Source organism: Streptomyces sp. NPDC102437 (assembly GCF_044765565.1).
Taxonomy (GTDB): Bacteria; Actinomycetota; Actinomycetes; order Streptomycetales; family Streptomycetaceae; genus Streptomyces.
On the sequence record NZ_JBIWKI010000046.1, the window covers coordinates 1 to 13,496 of the forward strand.

General features: G+C 69.3%; 17 protein-coding genes and 6 pseudogenes. 16 read left to right on the forward strand and 7 right to left on the reverse strand.

Annotated features, from left to right (window positions below; all coding sequences use genetic code 11):
* The 8 genes and pseudogenes from ACIRJP_RS35285 to ACIRJP_RS35320 all read left to right on the forward strand — a co-directional run.
* Window positions 1–548 (forward strand): annotated as a pseudogene (locus ACIRJP_RS35285) (hypothetical protein); the annotation flags it as partial.
* Window positions 549–615: 67 nt separating this feature from the next.
* Window positions 616–912, forward strand: coding sequence for a transposase (locus ACIRJP_RS35290; RefSeq protein WP_404183426.1), 297 nt, complete (start codon window positions 616–618; stop codon window positions 910–912).
* On the forward strand, window positions 909–1,055 hold the full coding sequence (locus ACIRJP_RS35295) for a hypothetical protein (RefSeq protein WP_404183429.1): 147 nt from the start codon (window positions 909–911) through the stop codon (window positions 1,053–1,055). The genes ACIRJP_RS35290 and ACIRJP_RS35295 overlap by 4 nt, the downstream gene beginning before the upstream one ends.
* A 66-nt stretch (window positions 1,056–1,121) precedes the next feature.
* On the forward strand, window positions 1,122–1,361 hold the full coding sequence (locus ACIRJP_RS35300) for a hypothetical protein (protein WP_404183432.1): 240 nt from the start codon (window positions 1,122–1,124) through the stop codon (window positions 1,359–1,361).
* 982 nt (window positions 1,362–2,343) lie between these two features.
* Window positions 2,344–2,904, forward strand: a complete 561-nt coding sequence (locus ACIRJP_RS35305) for a hemerythrin domain-containing protein (protein WP_404183435.1) — start codon at window positions 2,344–2,346, stop codon at window positions 2,902–2,904.
* Between the two features lie 203 nt (window positions 2,905–3,107).
* Window positions 3,108–3,614: a hypothetical protein gene (locus tag ACIRJP_RS35310; RefSeq protein WP_404183438.1), complete on the forward strand. Its 507-nt coding sequence runs from the start codon at window positions 3,108–3,110 to the stop codon at window positions 3,612–3,614.
* 40 nt (window positions 3,615–3,654) lie between these two features.
* A pseudogene (locus ACIRJP_RS35315) lies at window positions 3,655–4,115 on the forward strand (transposase); the annotation flags it as partial.
* 292 nt (window positions 4,116–4,407) lie between these two features.
* Entirely contained in the window at window positions 4,408–5,589 is a 1,182-nt protein-coding gene (locus ACIRJP_RS35320; protein WP_404183441.1) for a hypothetical protein, read from the forward strand.
* A 4-nt stretch (window positions 5,590–5,593) separates the two neighbouring features.
* Here the strand turns inward: ACIRJP_RS35320 and ACIRJP_RS35325 are convergent, their stop codons facing one another.
* Window positions 5,594–5,968, reverse strand: a complete 375-nt coding sequence (locus ACIRJP_RS35325; RefSeq protein WP_404183444.1) for a hypothetical protein — start codon at window positions 5,966–5,968, stop codon at window positions 5,594–5,596.
* A gap of 254 nt (window positions 5,969–6,222) precedes the next feature.
* Here ACIRJP_RS35325 and ACIRJP_RS35330 point away from each other — a divergent pair, with 254 nt between their 5' ends.
* Complete coding sequence (locus tag ACIRJP_RS35330; RefSeq protein WP_404183447.1) at window positions 6,223–6,936, forward strand: IS3 family transposase; 714 nt, start codon at window positions 6,223–6,225, stop codon at window positions 6,934–6,936.
* A 108-nt stretch (window positions 6,937–7,044) separates the two neighbouring features.
* The gene (locus ACIRJP_RS35335) at window positions 7,045–7,308 is read left to right on the forward strand and encodes a hypothetical protein (protein ID WP_404183551.1); all 264 of its coding nucleotides are present in this window, start codon (window positions 7,045–7,047) and stop codon (window positions 7,306–7,308) included.
* 204 nt (window positions 7,309–7,512) lie between these two features.
* Here ACIRJP_RS35335 and ACIRJP_RS35340 read toward each other — a convergent pair.
* Both ACIRJP_RS35340 and ACIRJP_RS35345 read right to left on the reverse strand, forming a co-directional pair.
* Window positions 7,513–7,911, reverse strand: a pseudogene (locus tag ACIRJP_RS35340) (peptidoglycan-binding protein); the annotation flags it as partial.
* Window positions 7,912–7,990: 79 nt separating this feature from the next.
* Window positions 7,991–8,140 (reverse strand): hypothetical protein, encoded by a 150-nt coding sequence (locus tag ACIRJP_RS35345; protein WP_404183450.1) that lies wholly within the window; start codon window positions 8,138–8,140, stop codon window positions 7,991–7,993.
* Between the two features lie 44 nt (window positions 8,141–8,184).
* Here ACIRJP_RS35345 and ACIRJP_RS35350 point away from each other — a divergent pair.
* The 3 genes and pseudogenes from ACIRJP_RS35350 to ACIRJP_RS35360 form a co-directional block, all read left to right on the forward strand.
* Window positions 8,185–8,292 (forward strand): annotated as a pseudogene (locus tag ACIRJP_RS35350) (hypothetical protein); the annotation flags it as partial.
* Between the two features lie 25 nt (window positions 8,293–8,317).
* A complete protein-coding gene (locus ACIRJP_RS35355) occupies window positions 8,318–8,563 on the forward strand; it encodes a hypothetical protein (RefSeq protein ID WP_404183454.1) in 246 nt (81 codons plus the stop codon).
* Between the two features lie 112 nt (window positions 8,564–8,675).
* On the forward strand, window positions 8,676–9,788 hold the full coding sequence (locus ACIRJP_RS35360; protein WP_404183457.1) for a damage-control phosphatase ARMT1 family protein: 1,113 nt from the start codon (window positions 8,676–8,678) through the stop codon (window positions 9,786–9,788).
* Between the two features lie 57 nt (window positions 9,789–9,845).
* On the opposite strand, the gene ACIRJP_RS35365 is transcribed toward ACIRJP_RS35360, so the two are convergent.
* Window positions 9,846–10,253 carry a transposase gene (locus ACIRJP_RS35365; RefSeq protein WP_404183459.1) on the reverse strand — a complete coding sequence of 136 codons (408 nt, stop codon included), beginning with the start codon at window positions 10,251–10,253 and terminating at the stop codon, window positions 9,846–9,848.
* Between ACIRJP_RS35365 and ACIRJP_RS35370 the strand changes: the two genes are divergently transcribed.
* Window positions 10,212–10,553, forward strand: a complete 342-nt coding sequence (locus tag ACIRJP_RS35370; RefSeq protein WP_404183462.1) for a MazG nucleotide pyrophosphohydrolase domain-containing protein — start codon at window positions 10,212–10,214, stop codon at window positions 10,551–10,553. The two genes, ACIRJP_RS35365 and ACIRJP_RS35370, sit on opposite strands and share 42 nt — an antisense overlap.
* Before the next feature lie 76 nt (window positions 10,554–10,629).
* Here the strand turns inward: ACIRJP_RS35370 and ACIRJP_RS35375 are convergent, their stop codons facing one another.
* The 3 genes and pseudogenes from ACIRJP_RS35375 to ACIRJP_RS35385 all read right to left on the reverse strand — a co-directional run.
* Window positions 10,630–11,034 carry a hypothetical protein gene (locus ACIRJP_RS35375; protein ID WP_404183465.1) on the reverse strand — a complete coding sequence of 135 codons (405 nt, stop codon included), beginning with the start codon at window positions 11,032–11,034 and terminating at the stop codon, window positions 10,630–10,632.
* Between the two features lie 9 nt (window positions 11,035–11,043).
* Window positions 11,044–11,485 (reverse strand): annotated as a pseudogene (locus tag ACIRJP_RS35380) (Tn3 family transposase); the annotation flags it as partial.
* A 192-nt stretch (window positions 11,486–11,677) separates the two neighbouring features.
* Window positions 11,678–12,098 (reverse strand): annotated as a pseudogene (locus tag ACIRJP_RS35385) (ATP-binding protein); the annotation flags it as partial.
* Between the two features lie 78 nt (window positions 12,099–12,176).
* Between ACIRJP_RS35385 and ACIRJP_RS35390 the strand changes: the two are divergent.
* Together ACIRJP_RS35390 and ACIRJP_RS35395 are read left to right on the forward strand one after the other, a co-directional pair.
* On the forward strand, window positions 12,177–12,515 hold the full coding sequence (locus ACIRJP_RS35390) for a PadR family transcriptional regulator (RefSeq protein ID WP_404183468.1): 339 nt from the start codon (window positions 12,177–12,179) through the stop codon (window positions 12,513–12,515).
* Window positions 12,512–13,465, forward strand: a complete 954-nt coding sequence (locus tag ACIRJP_RS35395; protein ID WP_404183471.1) for an HAAS signaling domain-containing protein — start codon at window positions 12,512–12,514, stop codon at window positions 13,463–13,465. The genes ACIRJP_RS35390 and ACIRJP_RS35395 overlap by 4 nt, the downstream gene beginning before the upstream one ends.
* Window positions 13,466–13,496: the final 31 nt, after the last annotated feature.

The window sequence follows — 13,496 nt, forward strand, 5'->3', positions numbered from 1 at the left end:
TGCGCCTGGCGAAGTACGGCGTCCCGCTGGCCGAGACCGCCCCGGCCGGCCTCGCCGCCGCGGGCATCGAACCCGCCCTGCTCCCCCCGGCCCAGTCCCAGGCCCCGGCCCAGGCCGCTCAGGTCCCGGCCGCTCAGGTCCCGAAGCAGAGGCAGAGTCCCGCCCTTGAGGCCCCTGCCGCACAAGAGCTGGAATTCGCACAGCTGCGTGCTGGAGAACCGAAACCGTCATCCCGGGCGAGTTCAGCAGCTGTCGTACGGCCGCCCGAACCTGCACCGGGCGATGCCAGCGCCGACGGGCGGCTCGCCGACGCCTACCAGGCCTGGCTCGCCGCCTATAACTCCGAGCCGACGAGTGAGCATTTCGCTATCTGGCTGCAGGACCGGTACGGCATCGCCACCGCAGCCGGCGACCCGCTGTCCGGCGAGCAACTCCAGCCCCTGCTGCAGGTGCTCCAACAGCACGGCGGGCCCGCACCCGATGGCGCGTCCCGGCAGGATGCTCCCCAGGACGCAGCTGACGAAGAGACATGGGCCGACTGGGCTTGATTCCCCTTGACGGACATCAGAGATCAGGGGCTTCGGCCCCGGAAGGATGATGGCCATCATGGAGAGCATGGGGAAGAAGAGGCCTCGCCCTTGCCGCTCGTTCACGCCGGAGTTCAAGGCCGGGACAGTAGAGCTGCGCTGGCGGGGTGACCGCTCCGGTCAGGTCGCCAAGGACTTCGACCTGACCGAGACAGCGGTGCGGGACTGGGTCAAGCAGGCCGAGGTCGACACCGGCGAGGGGGACGGCCTGACCAGCAGCGAACGCGATGAACCGGCCGCACTGCGGCGGGAGAACCGCAGGCTGCGGGAGGACGTGGAGCTCCTCAAGCGGACCGCGGCTTTCTTCGCGAAGGAGACCCGGTGACGGTGCACCCGTTCATCGAGGCGGAGAAAACAGCAGGTCACAGCGTCAAGCGTGCGTGTGAACTGCTCAAGGTCTCGCGAGCCGCCTTCTATGCCTGCCGCACCGGCACCCCGCGGCCCGCGCAGTGCGTGACGCCGAGCTGACGCAGCAGATCACGGCCGTGCACGAGCAGTCCCGCGGAAATCGCCGATCAGGCCAGAGCCGAGCGCATGCTCAAGGACCTCGAAGGCCTGAGCGTCGACGACCCGCGGTTCAACGACACGATCGCGAAGCTGAAGTTCGAGGTCGTCTCCCACGTGCGCGAGGAAGAACACGAACTGTTCCCGAGACTCGCAGCCACCCACCCGCCCGAGACGCTCGACGAACTCGGCCGGCCGGTGTGCCGGCCCAGGCAAACCGCCCCCACCCGCCCTCACCATGGCGCCCTCTTCACCCTGACCGGCGCCTGACGACGGCCACCCCCAGCCAGGCACTCCCGCCGACCGAGTCGGCTCCCAACGCGCCCGCAGTCAGTTCGTCGCGCAGCCCACCCCGACATGGCTCGCCGCCGCAGCTGCCATCGCCCGCCCGGCCCACCTGCGTCAATCTGCCTGCGTTCAGTCGGGCGGCTCCGATGGGCGCGGCCGCCCCGGCTCCGGTTCGGGGCCGGGAACCTCCGGGCCATCCGGGCGGGGTGGCTCAGGCGGTGGTGTGGGCGACCCGGGCGGCGCCGGAGGATCCGGCGGCACAGGCGGCTCCACCGGCTCCGGCGGCTCCACCGGCTCCGGCGGACCCGGAGGCGATGGGGGTTCAGGCGGCGGGACCGATGTGATGTCGGGATCGGGCGGCACGGGAACGGTGCCCATGATCACTGCCTCCTACTGGTGTTCGAGCTCCTTACTTATTCATCTTCGAACGACCATGGAGGTTGCGCTTGGTGCGCTCGCGGTCGAAGTGGGTGAGCCTCCGCGCCGATGGAACTCCTCCAGCAGGGCGGGCCGCGGTCGCCGACGGTGAGGGAGTGGTCGGTGTCGTTGACGCGCACACCCTGGCCTGTGGTCAGCGTCCGGATCGGGGGCCCGGAAGGCCTTCAGGGCCGTCGACCTGGCGTCGCGTTCGTCGGGAGCGGTCCGGGGCTGTGCGGGTTCTCGTGAACAGCCGGCGTGTGCGGGCGTCCTTCGGCCGGTCCGGGATTGGTGGTCATCTGATCGCTCTCCGTCCAGGGGCCGGCGCCAGCCAGGCGAAACAGCCGCCCAGGCGGCTGCCCGCCAGGTGGCTGGACAAACGGGGCCGCGCGGCCCCACTGGACCCGCACAAGCCCGGGGGCCGGGCCGTGCACGGTGGGGCCGATCGGGTAAGGCCCCAGCGGGCTGGGCGGGCGCGGCGTTCCGGGCGGGAATACCTATGGGCTGGGCGGGAGAACCCGCCCCGGATGAGAGAGGCGGATCTGCGATGGGGCAAGGCGGGAACGTGATCGACGAGCTGATGACCGACCACCGCGAGGTCGAGGAGATGTTCGGCCGTATCCAGGCGATGACCGCGGGCGGCCGGCAGCTGCGGGACCAGGTGGACGAGGTCACCATCGAGCTCGTGCGGCACTCGGTCGCCGAGGAGCAGTACCTGTACCCGGCGGTCCGCCAGCACATCGACGGCGGCGACCGGCTCGCGGACAAGGAGATCGCCGACCACGGCCGGGTCGAGAAGATCCTCAAGCAGCTGGAGAGGGTAGACACCGACGACCCGCAGATGAGCACGATGCTGCAGCAGCTCATGGATGAGGTCGCCGCCCACGTCCAGGACGAGGAGAACAACATCTTCCCGATGCTGCGCCGCGCCTGCACCCCAGAGCAGCTGGACGACCTCGGGGACAAGATCCGCCAGGCCAAAGCCATGGCGCCCACCCGGCCGCACCCCTCCGCGCCAAGCACTCCTATGGCCAGCAAGCTCCTCGCCCCGGGTGTCGGCCTGGTCGACCGGGCCCGCGACTTCGTCACCGGCCGCGGCAAATCCTGACCCAGGCCCCCGGGGCCGGGCCGCGCAGGTGTGCGGCCCGGCCCCGGGGGCGCACGGGCAGGGCGTGAGCCAGGTCATGGGCCTTCCTGGCAGGCGCCACCTATGCTGGTCGGCCACGAACGGGGCAGCGCCGCCCCGCGCACCAGCTCGCGCACCCGACCGGACGGAAGGGCGCCGGCACCCTCCCCAGGAAACCGATCGCCGTGCCCAACGATCTGACACCCGTCATAGCCGCCTGCACTCGATGGCTCCTCGACGCCTACCCGCCGCCCGCAGGCGCCCTCAACTACGCCCTGGCCGAGGCCCAGGCCCTGCAGGCCGCCACTCTCGCCGCCCATCTGCGCTACCCGACCGGCCTCGATGTACAGCTGCTCCACCTGTGCGGCCCGGGCGGAGCCGACCGACTGGACTGGCTCACCGGATGCGACCCGGACCGCGACGGCACCGCCTGGCGGACCTGGGTGGACGAGACCGTCGTCAGCTGGGCTGCCTGCCTGCTGGCCGACCGCGCCCTCGCCATCCGAGCACACCAGGACCACGCGGCCGCTGACCACCAAATCGCCGGCCTGCAGCGCCTCGTCGACCCGGGCGCGCACGACACCGAAGCCGGCGCGCTGCTGCGCCATCCTGACCTGCTGGAACCCATTGCGAGGCTGCACCGCCCCCAGCTGATCGAGCTGCTCCACGCCGAGGCCGCTGGGACACCGTGACGAGCGTGCAAGCGGCCGGACGCATTGTTCCGCCCCCGAACGGGGCGGTCGTGCTGCCAATGACCAGGCCGCCGGTGGCCTGAGTGCAGCGCACCGGGGGCCCTGGCGGGATCTGCCTGCGCGTTTCGGCCAGTGGAAGACCATGTACGAGAGGCATGCGCTGGTCGGCGGATGGCACGGGGGGCAAGGTCTTCGCGGCTGTCCCGGCCGACGCCGACACGGAGGGCCGTATCGATTGGTCGATGGTGAGCGTGGACTCCACCTCCTACCGGGCTCACCGGCCTGCGGCCGGAGCGCGCGGAAGATCCCCACGGGTGCCGGGAAGAGAACGACGCCCCGGCAGTACCGCCCCGACGAGGGCTGGGACGCTCCCGGGGTGGTCTGACCTGCAAGATCCACCTTGCCGGGGAAGGCGGACGCCGGCCCTTGGCCGTGCTCATTCGGCCGCGGCGTCCACGAGCGGGGGACACCGCGGATCTCCTCCACACGCCCGTGCCGCTGAGGTCACTTCGCTCTGGCGTCTCGCCGGCACTTGACGATCAGCGCCGGCTGTCGCCGGGGGCGAGCAGGCTGGTGATCTCGGCGATCGCCTCCGGGTAAGGGAGAAAGCGCACTCCCGGATTCGCGCTGGTGGTCAGTGTCGACATCGGGCCGGGCTCCGGTGGATGCGATCGCAAGGCGGAGGCGGCACCGGCCACGCAACCGATCGAGTTCGATAAGAGTCTAGTGACCGGAAACTTTTCTCCTGGAAGTCACCGCTCGATTTCCCGCGCCCCAGCAGAGGATCTCTCCAGTGCCGATTCCCCCGCACAACCGTCGCGCCTCCCGCGCCGTTGCTGCCACCCTCAGCGCTGCCGGCCTGATCGCACTGGCTGCGGCTCCTGCCGCCTTCGGCGATGAAACCGCACCCGAGTTGGTCATTGGAGGCATCGAGCCGGTCAACGGGGTGAAACCTGGGAGCAGCTTCGATCTGTCGGCAACCGTGGCGAACAAGGGCACCGGGGCGGCCGAGAAGGTGTGGGTCTCCTACGGCGTCACCCGGGGACTCGACTTCGCGGAGGTTCCCTCCAACTGCCGGACACAGCAGGTCCGGTCCTACGACGAGATGCCCGAGAGATGGATCGCGGTGTGCGCGTTCGACCAAGTGGTGGAGCCGGGCACCGTCTACACGCCCGAGATGCCTCTCCGCGTCGAGGCACTGGACCGAGCGCTCAACGACGAGCTGCGAGTGAATGTCTGGGACGTCGATCCCGGAGCGGACGAGAACGGCACCCAGCCGGTGGCGGGAACCGCGCCGGCGGTGAAACTGGTCGAGGGACAGGCCGGGAGCGAGGGGACCGCACGAGTTGTCAATGTGCCCGTCAGCTCCGTCAACACGGCCGACTACCAGGTGACGGGTGCCGCGCTGAAGGGAAGCGTCGGTGACACGGTGAAGATGAAGGTGAAGTTCATCAACTCCGGGCCCGCCTGGATCCTGACCAAACCGGGGGAACGGTCCGTCAGCGTCATGATCACGCCTCCCGCCGGAACGTCGGTCGTCAAGCGCGGCCAGTTCTGCCAGGCCAAGGGCGTGGCGTACGTCTGCGGCATGCGGTCGCTGAACGAGGGCAGCCAAGAGACCTACACCTTCGAGCTCAAGATCGACAAGCGGGTGGCGAACGCCAAGGGCCAGGTGGCCCTGAGCACCGAGCCACGGCCATTCGACCCCAACAAGGCCAACGACAAGGCCGACATCACGCTGGACGTCACGGGTGGGGGACCGACTGGCTCGACGGGCGGCTCGGCCAATGTCTCGGGCGGCTCGGGCGGCGGGTCGTCGACGGCCGGCGACGACGGGACCACGACGAACGGCGGCACCCTGGCAGAAACCGGCTCCTCGACGCTGCCCATCACGGGCGCGGCTGCCGCAGCGGTGGCCACGGGCGCGGGCATGCTCTTCATCGTGCGCCGTCGCCGGACCCAGAGCCCGAGCTGACGACCTAGCAGCGGTCGCTTTCACAGGCGTCGAGGCGTACGGCGGACAGGTAGTGCGTGCTCTGAGGGTTGACGTCTGCGGGCAGTAGGAGTTTGCGGTCCGACGGGTCGAGGACCTCGGTCAGTTCATGGATGGGGTAGCCGAAGAGGTCGAAGTCGCCGAAGGCGACCGGAACGTCGGCGGCCCGGTCCGGGACGCGCTCGGTCCGCTCGACGATCAAGTGCCTCATGGTCTGATCGGCACAAGCCGTGCAGGCATAGGCCGTGACCAGGATGTCGCAGTGAACGAAGAAGAAGGTCCAGTGCGCTCCGCACGTCCACCCGCCGGCGCGGATGTCCGCCAGAGTTGACGCCGTCCACTGCGCCGCATGCTCGGTCATGCCGAATCGCAGGACGCCTGCGTTCGCTGGGAGAACGAGCCCGGCGCCGGGCATCAATCGAAAGGTCACTCGAATAGTGTGCCGGGACGCGTCGGTTGGGCCACCCCGCTTCCGTTCCATTCGTCCCGACACGTATCGGGCGACGTTCTGGTACTACAACGGTGTTTGTGGTGATGGTTGGGCAGGTCGGTCGTTGGTGTACTCATTGGTGGGGAACTGCCTGATGCCCGGTCGTGGGCGGGTGAACTGAGTCCGTGAAGCTCACAACACGCCTGGTCAGGGCCGGTATCCAGGCGTCCATGGACTCGGTCGGCGACTCGTTCGACAACGCCCTGGCGAAGAACCTGTGGATGGTCATCAAGACCGAGTGCATCCGCGGCCGCGTCCTCGCCACCAGGGCCGAAGCGAACCTCACGCTCTTCGAATACATCGACGGCTTCTACAACCCCCGCCGCATCCAGAAACGGCTCGGCTACCTCAACCCGATCGAGTTCGAGGAGAAGTACTACACCGACCAGGCAAAGTCCGCTGGCACCCGGGGCTCGGGCGGCTCGGCGCCCAGGTGCACGTACGAGAGGGCGGAACCCGCAGCCCCCGGCGGAGAATTTGACCTGGCACGGCAAGACGCCCGAGGACGGCGCCATCTACCGCGTCTGGTGCGAGGGCGGCAGGGTCGGTGTCACGTTCGTTCCGAACGGCACCGCCGGCCCGGCCGCGCCGCCGATCGATCCCGAGCTGGTGGCGCGCCGCGCGGTCGACTTCATGAAGCTGGTTGGCCCGAGGGTGGCCAGCGCTCGCGCGGCCGGGCGGTACGTGGTCGGGATGCCGATGTGGATGTGGGTGAACCGCTCGACGTTGTCGTACGGGCCGGCGACGGCGGCGGGCGGCGAGCGGTGTCACGGGGGCCCAGGCGGCCGGTGGTCGGATCTGTGGTCGGGCCGACGTGGCCCGACCACAGGCTGGCGTAGGCCGACCACAGACCCGACCACCGCAGGCCAGGGCCGGCACGCTGCTCCTGGACCACGATCCCGGCGGCCCGGGGCGGCTAGTGATGCGCTGCCCGTACGATGACCGGCGTGACCGTTCGCCGTGCCCTTGGCGCAGGCCCCCAGGCTCCCGCGCCCAGCATCCGCGCCGCCCAGGCCGACCTGCTCGATGCTCTTCCCGGAGAGCGCCTGTCCGACCTCGATGAACTGCGGGCCCGAGGCGTGCTCGGATCCAACCCGGCTGCGCCCCCGTCCCCGCGGCGGACCCTTGGGACCGGTGGCCGAGCCGACGAGGATCTGCCGGCCGCGCCGAGCACCGTGTGCAGCTCGACGTCCTCGGCGGTGCCGGCCTAGGACACCCCCTGGCCGGAGGTCTGAGCTGGTGCGCGCCCTGGACCGTGTCTCCCGCGCTGTCCTGCTGTAGGGCCTATTGGAATGCCCCGAACCCGGACCCGCCCGCAGGGACAGGCGGGTCCGGGCTGGGGGTATTGGCCCTGGTGCCTCGCCCTGTTGCAGCGGGGCGAACGCCTTGTTGTGCTGTGGGTCAGCAGGACCGACAACCCCGTCCGCCTGCAAGCCCTGGCTCTTCTGGAAGGCATGGACGGCGGCCGCGGTAAGGCCTCCGAAGGACCCGTCGGCCGTCAGGGAGTGGCCGTGGGCAGTCAGGAGCTGCTGGAGCGCGGTGACCGCGCTGCCCTGGGCGCCGGTGCGCAGGGTCGGCCACTGCCGCTGGCTTCGGGAAGCGGGAGCGGCGGGGGCGGCGGAGCGGGCGGCCGAGGCTGCCGGATCACTGCTGCTGGCGGTAGCGGTGTCAGGGGCCTGCGTACCGAGCGTGGCGAAAGCCGCGACGGCGAGGGCGGTCGTGGTGAGGGTGGCCCAGAAAGTGCGGGGAGCGCGGTTCACGGCGTTGTTCCCTATTTCGTGTCGTGTGGGCCCGGCCGGGCCGCGCAGAGGCATGGCGCGACCCGGGAGCCGGGAAGAAGAGAGCGGGAGGGTGCGGTGGCGGCTGCCCCGCACCGGTGGGCGAGGGCGAGGATTAGATGAGGGTGATGTCCCAGTGGATGCCGCCGCTGCGCGGGACTTCGTAGACGTACTCGGCGGAGATCCCGTTGAGGGTGCCGTGCCAGCGGGCGTCGGTGCCCCGCGGGGCGCCCTTGCGCTGGGTGGCCTTGATCCAGTTGGTCACGCAGCGGCCCTCGTCACGGGTACGCAGGTCAAGCTTGTAACCGCCTGGGTGGGAGTGGTTGCCCCTGGTGCTGTGACCGGACTCGGTGCCGCTGCCTTGATCGCTACTTACCTCAACCCGACCTCCGCTGGGACCAGAGCGAGGCTCTCAGCACGCTGCTTCACCTCGATGCCGTCCTTGGGACTGAGCGAGCAGCCCCATACCCTTGTCGCCGGCGGCCTGTGGCAGCAGTGGGCCGCTGCCACGCCGAACACGGTGCAGGATCCGCACGAGTACCGGCAGGTCGCGGATCAGCTCTGTTCCTTCGCCAGCGAGTGCGCTGAACTCTTTGCCAGAACTGCGCAGCCTTCGTACCCGCGACGGGCCGTGTTGCTGGTGGGAAGTTCGGTCGACGTCGCGTCCTTGAGGATCATGGACACGTGAGTGAAATGCGAAGGGCTTGGACACCATGACAGAGAAGACCTCCCGCACCTCGGGCGATGTGACTGGCGCGCCGGTCGTCCTGAGCAACGTGCCCGGCTCGTTCGCCTGAGGCGTGCTGGCCAAGCGCCACCCTGCCCTCATCCAGCAGCTACGAGACGCCTTCCCGTACGGCCACCGACAGCACGAGGCCCTCGACGCCCTGCTGGACGAGATCACCAACGGTGTCATCGAACCGCTCGCCCCCACGGAGCACGACCGTGAGCGCTGGGCGGACTGGGGGCAGGAGCACTTCGGGCGCTCGTGGTACGACGCCCCGTTCCTGTGGGCGGAGAGCTACTTCTACCGCAGGCTCCTCGGCGCGGTCGGATACTTCGGCCCCGGCCCATGGCGGGGAGTCGATCCGTTCGCGCCGTTCAAGCAGGCCGAACTGCGAGGCGCTTCCGTGGAGGAGGAGCTGCGGGCCCTGGACGCGCTCGCGAGCGCACCGGCGGACGAGCGGGCTGCGGCACTGCTCCACGCCTCACTCTGGGGCAACCGCGCGGACCTCGGCTTCCGCGTCTTGGCGGGGGAGCCGGCGGTCGGTGACGCCGTTGCATCCGCGCTGGTCGCCGACGACAGCGCCGTGCTCTGGCAGCTTCTGCCCGCCGGAGCGTCCTCCACCGCCGCCGTGGTGGCGGACAACGCGGGGCGAGAGCTCATCCCGGATCTGATCCTCATCGACCACCTTCTCGAACAGCGCCATGCCGAACAGGTCGTGCTTCACGTCAAGCCCGACCCCTATTACGTCTCCGACGCGATGACGGCTGACGTCGTCGACTGCCTCCGCCGCCTCATCGAGGCACCCGGCGAAGCCGGCCGGATCGGCGGCCGGCTATGGAAAGCCATGGCGACAGGAAGCATGGAGGTCCGCACCCACTCGTTCTTCTGCGCTCCGCTGCCGTACGAGGAGATGCCCGAGGACCTTCGCGGCGAGTTCGAGAGCACCACGCTCACCATCCTGAAGGGAGACCTCAACTACCGTCGCTTGGTGGGCGACCAGCTGTGGGACGTCATGGTGCCCTTCACGGATCTCACCGCGTACTTCCCGGGGTCCGTCGCGGCGCTCCGGACTCTGAAGTCCGACGTCATCGTCGGCTTGGAGCAGGGAGCACTGGACGCGCTCGAACGGTCCGGGGCTGCCTGGCGTACGAGTGGAACTCACGCGCTTATTCAGGTGCGACGGTAGAAGGGGTAGGGGCTGATGCCACCTCATGTCCCCAGAGCAGACGGGTATGACGGGTGGTCATATGTGCTGCTCGTCGTCTGGTGTTGCCCGGCGGCGTGCTCCGCCGGGCAGAAAATCGCGCAGGACGGCGTGGAGCCGGTTGAGGACGCGAGTGCGCTCGTGGAGCAGGTCGTCTCGTCGCTCGGTCAGCAGCCGCAGGATCGTGGTCTGGTCTTCCGGCGCGACGGGGCGCAGGTCGTGGCGGAAGAGGGCGACCTGGGCGACGTGGAGGGCATCCTTGGCGTCGGTCTTGCGGTCGCCGCCGGTGGCCAGCAGCCGGGCCCTGGTTGAAATCCCGATTTGCAGGCCCCAGACGGGGCTGGATCGGTGTGGCTGAGCGCCCCGGTTTGGGGCAGGTTCCGAGCGGACCGTCGGGAGGCGTGGATGAGGCTTGATGAACTGCAGCAGCAGGCCATGCGGGTACATGATCTGTACGACCGGCTGAACCTGCGTGAACGGGGGCGGGTCTGGACGCGGGAAGAGTTCATGCTCGGCTTCATGGGCGATGTCGGTGACCTGGCCAAGCTGGTCATGGCCGAAGAGGGAGCCTGGGACATGCCGGGCGGGCGAGCGGCACTGGAGCACGAGCTCGCGGACTGTCTGTGGTCGGTGCTCATCCTGGCCCGCCGCTTTGATGTCGATCTGGAGACCGTCTTTTGTCGCACGATGACTGAGCTTGAGACGGCGATCAGTACTCGGCTCGCCGGCCATGGGGATCCATCCTGAGCGCGAGGACCTGCTTCGGCCACGGGCGGGCGCAGGCCGTACGGACCACTGAGTTCCGGCTGACAGTGAGGTTGAGCTACCAGCCGTCGCGAGGAACAGAGCTCGGAGTCGCGGGAAACCTGCACGCCAAAGCTTTGCGGGCGGCAAGGTAGCCCGCGACTTTGAACGCCAGTTCGTGAGAGCCGAACGCATCGGCGCGGGCACGCCGCAGCACCACCCGAGTGGCGATCACAACTCCGTGCTCGGGCAAGTTCAGCTGCTCCTCGATCCCCGCAGAGGCAGCGGCGAAAAAGCGTGGAAGGCTTTCGGCAGGTTCGTACTCCACCGTCAGCTCTTGGGCTACCTCGAAGGCGAAGCCCTCGGCTGCGGGCTCGAAATCCACCTCTATCTCCGCGAAATGCGGCGCGCAGTTCTGCTTCTGATGCAGGACACACACGCCACGGATCGGATACGACGGGAACCGAAGCATCGCTGACGTCATGCCGGAACGCTACCCCTGCCTGGTACGCCGCCTCCGCCGTCGACCTCGGTGACAGAAAGCCTGCCTCCTGGCGCGCAACGGACGCAGACCGTTCTCCGGCTGAGAGGCGGTGAAGGCGTACCGGCCCAGGACGTTCAGGTGGCCCTTTGAGTGGGGACAGGCGGGCCAAGTCCTCGTCCAGGACGTCGTGCTCGCGCTGGTCGGCGGGCAGCTCCCGCAGGGTTTCGACAGCGGCGTCCAGGTAGCGGGTGTTCCACAGCACCACGGCGTTCAGCACCAGCCCGAGGCTGGCCAACTGGTCCTCCTGGCCCTCCCTGTACGCCTGCTGGATGTGGCCACGCTTGCCGTGGCAGATCGCGCGGGCCAGGGTGTGGCGGGACTCCTGGACGGTGAGCTGGCGGTTCATCCGGCGCCGGTAGGTGGCGTCCACCGGGTCCACCAGGTCGAATAGGCGGCTTGGGAGGCCTCCGGTCTCGGCGCCCCCGCCGACGTCGAAACGCTCACCTGCCAGGTTACGGAGCTACAGCAGCACATCCTTGACCTCCGATCCGAACGAGCCGAGGGTGGCGAAGACCTTGCCGCAGCGCGGCCGTGAACCGGGAGTTGATGGCTCAGCTGGAGCCGGGCCCCGTGTATCAACGCATCAACTGCGCCGAAGTACTTGATCTGATGGCAGGCTCAGCTCGAACCAGACCACCTTGCCGGTCGAGAGGCGTGTCGCCCCCACCGTCTGGCCATCCGGTTGATCAAGAACAGGCCGCGCCCGCCCTCGTCCATGTCACGCGCCCGGCGCTGCCGGGGCAGCTGCGGGGAGTCGTCGCCGACCTCGCAGCGCAGCACGTCGGTGCGCAGCAGCCGCAGCGCCACCGGCCGCTCCGCGTAGCGCACCGCATTGGTCACCACCTTGCTGATCAGCAGCTCCACCGAGTCGGAGAGATCGTCGAGACCCAGCGGCTGAGCGCGCGCCGGGCCGGTCTGGGGCCCGGCCGGGCGCCGTGTTCCTCCGGTTCGAGGTGCCAGTACGCGACATCGCTCGGCGGGATCCCGTCGAACCGGGCGGCGAGAGGCTCCGCCCCGACACCGACCGCGTCTCCGGAACTGCGACGTGACATTAGTGTGCGGCGCACAGTAACGTTTGATGCGTGGGCACCGATGAACTGATCCTCAGCCAGGCCCAGGAGTTGCGTCGCGGCACGGTCGTCCTGGCCTGCCTGGCACTCCTGGAGGAGCCGCAATACGGCTATGCGCTCCTGGAAACCCTCGGCCAAGCCGGCGTCTCCGTCGACGGCAACACCCTCTATCCGCTGCTGCGCCGCCTGGAAAAACAGGGGCTGCTCATCAGCGAGTGGAACACCGAGGAGTCCAGGCCGCGCAAGTTCTACCGGGTCAGCCCCGAGGGCGCCCGGGTCCGCACCGGACTGCTGCGCGAGTGGCAGGACCTCTGCACCTCGATATCACGACTGACCAAGGGGGACCGTTGAACAAGTCGCAGGTGGCCGGTACCGGCACACTGACCGACCGCTACGTGGTGGAGGTGGTCCGGCGAATACCGGCCGACCAACGCGACGACGTGGCTGACGAGTTGCGCGCCACGATCGCCGACGCCGTCGAGGCCCGCGACCCAGCCGGCCCGGAGACAGTCGAGCGCGAGGTGCTCACCGAGATGGGCGACCCGATCCGGCTCGCCGCGCGGTACGCGGACCGACCGCTGGCACTGATCGGGGCCGGCCTCTACCCGACGTACACACGGCTTCTCACGGTCCTGCTGTCCACCGTGCTGCCCGCAGTCACCATCCTGGGCGCGGTGCTCGACGTGCTGGACGGCCGAGGCATCGGCGAGGTGATCGGCGGGGCCGTCGAGGCGGTACTCGTCGTGGGCGCCCAGATGCTCGCCTGGCTCACCGTGGTGTTCGCCCTGATCGAGCGCTCCGGCAAGCGGCCCGGCGCGATCGGCAGGACCTGGACGCCCGACGATCTCCCCGACCACGTCGCGCCGAAGAAGCGCGACCCGGCGGTCTACGCCCGGGTGGCATGGCACGCGCTGCTGATCGCCCTGATCGTCTGGCAGCACACCGCGCGGCCGTACCGGACCGACGGCGGCACCCACCTCGACGTGCTCGCCCCGGATCTGTGGTCGGGATGGATCTGGCCGATCCTGGCCGGACTCGCCGGCCTCGTGACGCTCGACGTGATCCGGTCCGTGCGGGTGCGGACGCCTTCGCTGGCGGTCTGGAGCGTCGTCGCCGAGGCGGCCTTCGCGCTACCGCTGGTGTGGGTCCTGTACCAGCAGAAGCTGTTCAATCCGGTCTTTCTGGCCGATGTCAATGGTGGCTGGCAGACCCCGCAGTCCTTCTATACCGTGACGGCGGTGGTGGTACTGGCGGTGAGCGCGGGCGAGGTGGTGAAGCGGTTCCACGAGGTGCGGTCCTGACCTCGCCTCAACTTCCGGAGTTCCACAGGCA